General features: G+C 71.6%; 7 protein-coding genes. 2 read left to right on the top strand and 5 right to left on the bottom strand.

The window, feature by feature from the left end; genetic code table 11:
- Positions 1 to 120: 120 nt before the first annotated feature.
- Complete coding sequence (locus P409_RS22390) at positions 121 to 1,509, bottom strand: FAD-dependent oxidoreductase (RefSeq protein ID WP_034843877.1); 1,389 nt, start codon at positions 1,507 to 1,509, stop codon at positions 121 to 123.
- A 14-nt stretch (positions 1,510 to 1,523) separates the two neighbouring features.
- Positions 1,524 to 2,201 (bottom strand): peroxiredoxin-like family protein, encoded by a 678-nt coding sequence (locus P409_RS22385; RefSeq protein ID WP_034843872.1) that lies wholly within the window; start codon positions 2,199 to 2,201, stop codon positions 1,524 to 1,526.
- Between the two features lie 146 nt (positions 2,202 to 2,347).
- Here P409_RS22385 and P409_RS22380 point away from each other — a divergent pair, with 146 nt between their 5' ends.
- Entirely contained in the window at positions 2,348 to 3,247 is a 900-nt protein-coding gene (locus P409_RS22380; RefSeq protein ID WP_034843875.1) for a LysR family transcriptional regulator, read from the top strand.
- 225 nt (positions 3,248 to 3,472) lie between these two features.
- A complete protein-coding gene (locus tag P409_RS22375) occupies positions 3,473 to 3,823 on the top strand; it encodes a hypothetical protein (protein ID WP_152613487.1) in 351 nt (116 codons plus the stop codon).
- A 42-nt stretch (positions 3,824 to 3,865) separates the two neighbouring features.
- On the opposite strand, the gene P409_RS22370 is transcribed toward P409_RS22375, so the two are convergent.
- The 3 genes from P409_RS22370 to P409_RS22360 all read right to left on the bottom strand — a co-directional run.
- A complete protein-coding gene (locus tag P409_RS22370) occupies positions 3,866 to 4,570 on the bottom strand; it encodes a DUF899 family protein (protein WP_034843868.1) in 705 nt (234 codons plus the stop codon).
- Between the two features lie 212 nt (positions 4,571 to 4,782).
- Entirely contained in the window at positions 4,783 to 6,195 is a 1,413-nt protein-coding gene (locus P409_RS22365; RefSeq protein WP_034843867.1) for an FAD-binding oxidoreductase, read from the bottom strand.
- Positions 6,188 to 6,689, bottom strand: a 502-nt coding sequence (locus P409_RS22360; RefSeq protein WP_274519173.1) for a Sua5 family C-terminal domain-containing protein, incomplete at its 5' end; no start/stop codon positions are given. The genes P409_RS22360 and P409_RS22365, both read right to left, overlap by 8 nt.

Below are 6,689 nucleotides of genomic sequence, written 5' to 3'. Positions count from 1 at the left end.
ATGCCGGCCCCGGCCATGGCCCGGCTGCGTTTGGCCCCGCGCCGGGCGCTGTAGCCGGCACCAGGCGACGAGAACGGCCGGCGCGCCCGAGGGTGCGCCGGCCGTCGCCATTTGCAGGGATCAGCGCGCCGGGACGTTGCCGAACAGCGGCCCCAGCCCCTCAGCGAAGGTCAGGTGGGCGATCACGGCGTCGCGCAGCTTCGGGAAGGGCAGGCCGGCCAGCATCGCCGTCTGCACCGCGGCCATCACCTCCCCGGCCTCGGCGCCGATCATGGTGAAGCCCAGGATGCGGTCGTCATCGTCGACCAGCGCCTTCAGGAAGCCCTGGGTCTCGTCGGTCGCCTCGGTGCGCAGCACCGCGGCCATCGGCAGCCGCGCCACCCGGGCCGAAATGCCCTGGCGCTTCACCTCGCTTTCGCTCAGGCCCACCCGGGCCAGCGGCGGATCGGTGAACACGACATAGGGGATCAGCCGGTCCGTCGTGCTGCGGTTCCCGCCGGCCAGGTTGTCGCGGATGATCCGGAAATCGTCGACCGAGACATGGGTGAATTGCGGGCTGCCGGCGCCTTCGCCCAGTGCCCAGACCCCCGGCGCCGTGGTCTCAAGCCGGTCGTTGACGCGGATGAAGCCGCGGCCGTCCAGCTCGACCCCCGCCAGCTCCAGCCCGATGCCGGCGGTGTTGGGGATGCGGCCGGTCGCCACCAGCAGGTCGCTGCCCTCGACACGCCGCTCGCCCGACGCCGTGCGCAGGGTGATGCCGACCGCCTGGCCTGACCGGCCCTGCGCGGCGATGGGCTGGGCGCCCAGCAGGACGTCGATGCCCTCGCCCTCCAGGATCCGCCGCATCTCGGCCGAGACGTCCGGGTCCTCGCGGCCCAGCAGCTGCGGCCCGGGCTCGATCACCGTGACCCGGCTGCCGAAGCGGCGATAGGCCTGGGCCATCTCGACTCCGACATAGCCGCCGCCCAGCACGATCAGATGCGCCGGCAGCGTGTCCAGCTCCAGCACCTCGATATGCGTCATCGGCCGGGCTTCGGCGAGGCCGGGGACATCCGGGATCGCCGCATGCGACCCGACATTGATGAAGATCTGGCCGCCGGCCAGCAGCCGGGTGCCGCCGTCGTTCAGCGCCACCTCGATCGTCTTCGGTGCGGTGAAGCGGCCGCTGCCCATGATCAGCTCGGCGCCGCTGTCGCGATAGGCCTTGAGGTGGAAGGCGGCCTCGCGCTCGACCATGTCGCGCTTGCGCTGCCGCACCTTGGCCATGTCGACCGCCACCGGACCGGTGACCGTGCCGAAGTGTCCGGCCGCACCGGCCAGATGCGCCACCTTCGCGCTCCACAGCTCGTTCTTGCTCGGCAGGCAGGCGACGGCGGGGCAGGAGCCGCCGACCCAGCGGCGCTCCACCACCGCGACGCGCCGGCCGGACCGGGCCAGGTGCCAGGCCAGCAGCTTGCCGCCCTGGCCGCTGCCCAGGATCAGGATATCGAATTGCTCGGGCTGGGTCATGACCATCTCCGCCCTCAGGCCGCGCTGCGGGAGGCGGCCAGGCGCAAGGCCGGCAGCAGCGCCTCGGGCTCGGGCCGGATGGTGTAGTCGGGGTTGACGTCGGCAGTGAGGATCGTGCCGTCCTGGCCGATCAGGTAGCGGCCCGGCATCGGCAGGGTCCAGCTCGGGTCGTCGTTGAAGGTCGGCAGGTCGTTCTTCAGGTTCCTGTACAGCTCGACCAGATAGTCCGGCAGGCGGAAGCGCAGGCCGAAGGCGGCGGCGACCTCGCCCTTGGGATCGGACAGGATCGGGAAGCTCAGCCCGTTCTGGCGCGCCGATTTGCGGCTGTTCGGTGCGGTCTGCGGCGAGATCGCGACCAGCGCGGCGCCCAGCCGCTCGAACTCCGGGCGGGCCGCCTCCAGCGCCTGCAGCTCCATGTTGCAGTAGGGGCACCAGACGCCGCGGTAGAAGCTGATGATCAGCGGCCCCCGGGCCAGCAGCGCCACCGAGTTCACCACGCTGCCGTCGGAGTCCTTCAGCGCGAAGGACGGGGCCTTGTCGCCGGCCTTCAGGGCGCGGTCGGCGGCACCGGAGGCGACCAGCTCCGCCGTGGCGCGGTGCATGGTCTCGATCACCGACGGGGGCACGTTGTAGGGCGGCTTGCCGGTCTCGAAATCCGCCTTGAACGCGTCGAGCTTGGCTTGCAGGGACATCGCGTCCTCCTGGGAAGGTCCGCGCCGCGGGTGACGGGGCGGTGGATGGATGGGACGCCCGAAGATCATCTATTCCCGACTGCTGGAGATAGCCGCGTGGTCGCGATATGATTCATTCCATCCTGGAATGAATGCCGGAGCCGAACATGGACCGTCTGGCCGCGATGGAGGCCTTCATCCGCGTCGTCGACGCCGGCTCCTTCTCCGGCGCCGCCAGGCAGATGCGGGTCGGCCAGCCCGCCATCTCCAAGATCATCGCCCAGTTGGAGGCGCGGCTGGGCGTGCGGCTGCTGCTGCGTTCGACCCGCGGCCTGACCCCGACCGAGGCGGGGCGCAGCTTCTACGAACGCGCCAAGCGGTCGCTGCAGGAGGTGGAGGAGGCCGAGCATGCGGCCCGCGGTGCGGCGGCGGCGCTGTCGGGCCGGCTGCGCGTCGGCGCGCCGGTGACCTTCACCCGGCTGATGGTCGTTCCGCGCCTCGGCGCCTTCCTGGCGGCCCATCCGGCGCTGGACATCGACATCGTGCTGGACGACCGCCCGATCGACCTGATCGAGGAGGGCATCGACGTGGCGCTGCGCATGGGCCAGCTGCCGGATTCGGGCTTGGCCGCACGCAAAATCGGGGAGTGCCGCCGGCTGGTGCTGGGCACGCCCGGCTATGTCGCGGCGCAGGGCGTGCCGCGGGTGCCGGTCGACCTGCTGTCGCACCAGGTCGTGATTCACGAGCCGCGCGGCGGCAGCAGTGGCGCCGCCTGGACCTTCCGCCGGGGCGATGCCCAGGTCCCCCTCGTCGTCGGCGGGCGCCTGCGCATCAGCGCCGCCGAGGGGGTGCGGGAAAGCGTGCTGGCCGGGCTGGGCCTGGCCATCGCCTCGGAATGGATGTTCGGGGCGGAGCTGGCGTCCGGCGCGGTCGTCTCCGTCCTCGAGGACTGGCAGCTGCCGCCGGTCGGGCTGTGGGCGGTATTCCCCACCGGCAGGCAGGCCAGCGCCAAGGCCCGGGCCTTCGCCGATTTCGTCGAGCGGCAGGTGGCCGGCGCCATCCTCTGACGCCGGCTGCGCTCAATCGTCCCGGATTCTTTTTGCCGCCTTGCCAAGTCGAGCGACGGAGTGATCGGCCTCGTCCGTGTATTGCTGCGGAAGGGGCGCCGGATTCGTGAAGTCATGCCGCCGCCCTGCGGGTAGTTCCAGGGTTCGCCGTGAAGTTGCCATGGAATTGCCTCAATTGGAAAACGGCGTGCCGATCGAACGAAGTCTGGTCGGCTGGAGATGAATATGGTTGCCGGTTCGTTGGGATCTCGCATCTCGCGGGTTGGTATCGTTGGACTTCTGGTCGCCCTGGCGGCCTGCGGGCCGACGCCGAGCGAGACGCAGCTGAACTATGCCTCGCAGCGCTGCTCCTATGGCGATCCCTATGCCTGCGATCAGGTCGGCCCGCTGTCCTACCAGGCGCAGGCCGAGCGGCAGCAGCAGGACACCAACACCGCGGTGGCGGCGGGCCTGCTGGCGGTCGGCGGCATCGCCCTCGGCGCCGCCCTGGCCGATGACGATGGCGGCCATCACCACTACTACCGCCGCGGCGGCTGGGGCCATGGCGGCTGGGGCGGCCACCGCGGCCGCTGGTGAGGTGGGAGCGGCCGGGAGCCGTGACGCTCCCGGCCGGTCCTTTCAGTCGTAGCTCAGCTTCGGGTACCAGTCGGTTCCCCGGCCTTCCGGGGTGCAGTCCAGCACCATCCACAGCGGCGACGGGTCCAGGGCGCCGCGCGGGTCCTGGCCCGGATCGGCGGTTTCGCCGGTCATCTCCTCGGCCCAGAAGTGCCGGATGGTGCCGTCGCGCCGGGTGAAGACGTGCAGCGCCGGCAGGTCCGAGCCGTCCGGTCCGATCGCGAGGTAGTCCCGCGAATAGGTGCCGTCGAGATCGCTGTAGAGGGGCAGGTCGCGCCAGCCGCGCTCGCGCTTCCACGCGGCGAGACGGGCGAAGGGCGAGCGCGCGACCACGGCCAGGGCGGCGCGCTGGCCGATATCGGCGGCGTTGCTGTCCCAGGCGTCCAGCAGGTTGGTGCACATCGGGCAGGGGCGCTCGCGCTGCGGCCCGAACATGTAGCTGTAGACCACCAGGGTCGGTTTGTCGCCGAACAGCCCGGCCAGGCCGGTCGGGCCGTCCGGCCCCTCGAAGCGGTAGTCGCCGGTCGCCGGCCCGCCGGGCGGCAGGGCGCGGCGCTGCGCGGCGACGCTCTCGATCCGGCGCCGCAGCTCGATCTCCTCGGCCAACAGCGCGGTGCGGGCGGCGCGGTATTCGGGGCTTTCGTTCGGGATGCGGACCGGGTTGGCGCGGGCCAGCTCGGCCGCGGGGATGAGGGTCTTTGCGTCCATCGGGAGGTCCTCCACGGGTTGACGCATATGGTCGCCGGCGCGGATCCGGATTCGACAGAGCACGGGAATATCGTCGCCACGCTCTCCTTCTATTTGTCATTGCCAGGCTTGACCCGGCAATCCAGAGGCCATCGAGAGCCGCTCTGGCCGCCCCTGGATCCTCGGGTCAAGCCCGAGGATGACAACAAAATGGAGTGGAAGCCGAAAGTCGCCTAGGCCCGCACCACCTTGCCCGGATTCATGATCCCGGCCGGGTCGATCGCCCGCTTGATCCGACGCATCAGCTCGATCTCGACCGCGGATTTCCGCTCGGCGATCTCGTCGCGCTTCAAGAGGCCGACGCCATGCTCGGCGCTGATCGACCCGTCGAGGTCGGCGACGATGTCGTGCACCCGGTGGGCGACCTCCTCCCACCGCGCCATGAAGGCCTCGCGGTCGGCGCCCACCGGCTGGTTCAGGTTGAAATGGATGTTGCCGTCGCCGAGATGGCCGAAGCCCACCACCCGCACGCCCGGCACCATGGCCTCGGACAGCGCCGTCGCCCGCTCCAGGAACTCCGGCACCTTGGCCACCGGCACGGCGATGTCGTGCTTGATCGCCCCGCCCTCGAAGCGCTGGCCTTCGACGATGGCCTCGCGGATGTGCCAGAACGATCTGCGCTGGGCCTCGCTCGCCGCGATCGCGGCGTCGATCACCAGCCCGGGCTCCAGCCCATGAGCCAGGATCGCCTCCAGCCGTTCCGCCAGCGGCGCATCGGCGGCGGGGGAGGACAGCTCCAGCAGCACATACCAGGGGTGCGGCTCCGCCATCGGGTCGACCACGCCTGCGACATGGCGCAGGGCGAAGTCGATGGCCAGGCGGGGCATCAGCTCGACCCCGGTGACCGACCCGCCGGCCTCGGCCCGGGCGCGGCCGAACAGGGCCACCGCGGCGGCCGGGTCCGGCACCCCGACCAGCGCCGCCGCCACGCTGCGCGGCCGCGGGAACAGCTTCAGCACGGCGGCGGTGATGATGCCCAGCGTGCCTTCGGCACCGATGAAGATCTGCTTCAGATCGTAGCCGGTGTTGTCCTTGCGCAAGGCGCGTAGCCCGTCCCAGACCTGCCCGTCGGGCAGCACCACCTCCAGCCCCAGCACCAGGTCGCGGGCGTTGCCGTAGCGCAACACGGCGGTGCCGCCGGCATTGGTCGACAGGTTCCCGCCGATCCGGCAACTGCCCTCGGCCCCCAGGCTCAGGGGGAACAGCCGGTCGGCCGCCTCCGCCGCCGCCTGCACCTGGGCCAGGATCACGCCGGCCTCGACCGTCATGTGGTCGCCCTCGGCATCGACCTCGCGGATCCGGGTCAGCCGGTCGGTGGACAGCAGGATCTGCCCGGCCTCGGCCACGGCGCCGCCGCACAGGCCGGTGTTGCCGCCCTGCGGCACCACGCCGATGCCGCGCTCGGCGCACAGCTTGACGATGGCCGCGACCTCGGCGGTCGATCCCGGCCGCACCACGAGGCCGGCGGTGCTGCGGTACTTGCCGCGCCATTCCTTCAGGTACGGCGCCAGGTCCGCCGCTTCGTGCAGCACGCCCTGCGGCCCGGCGATGGCCGTCAGGGCCTCCAGCAGCGCGGCGTCAATCATCGGTGGCTCCCCAGGGGCGCGGGGCCGCGGCGCGGCGCAGCCGGTCGTTGATCGCGGCACCCAGACCGGTCTCCGGGATCGGCACCACGGCGATGGTGCCCACGCCGGTCTTGTCCAGCGCTCGCAGCATCGCGAACAGGTTGGCGGCGGCCTCGGCCAGGTCGCCCTTGTCGCTGAGATTCATCACCTTCGGGCCGCTGCGCAGGTCCGGGCCGAAGGTCAGCAGCACCTCGTCCGGCCCGATCGCCCCGGCGTTCAGCCGCACCTGCGCCCGCGGCGCGTAGTGGCTGGCCAGCTGCCCGGGCGAGGCCGGGCGGTCCGGATCCTTCTCCGGCACCGCGATGGGGCCCAAGAGGGCGGTCAGCTCCTCGATCGTCACCCCGCCGGGACGCAGCAGCACCGGCTGCTCTCCGGTCAGGTCCAGCACGGTCGATTCCAGCCCGACGGCGCAGCGCCCGCCGGGCTGGAATCGACCGTGCTGGACCTGACCGGAG

Source organism: Inquilinus limosus MP06 (genome assembly GCF_000767795.1).
In the GTDB taxonomy this organism is placed as follows: domain Bacteria; phylum Pseudomonadota; class Alphaproteobacteria; order DSM-16000; family Inquilinaceae; genus Inquilinus; species Inquilinus limosus_E.
This window is presented reverse-complemented; position numbering and strand designations above follow the sequence as displayed.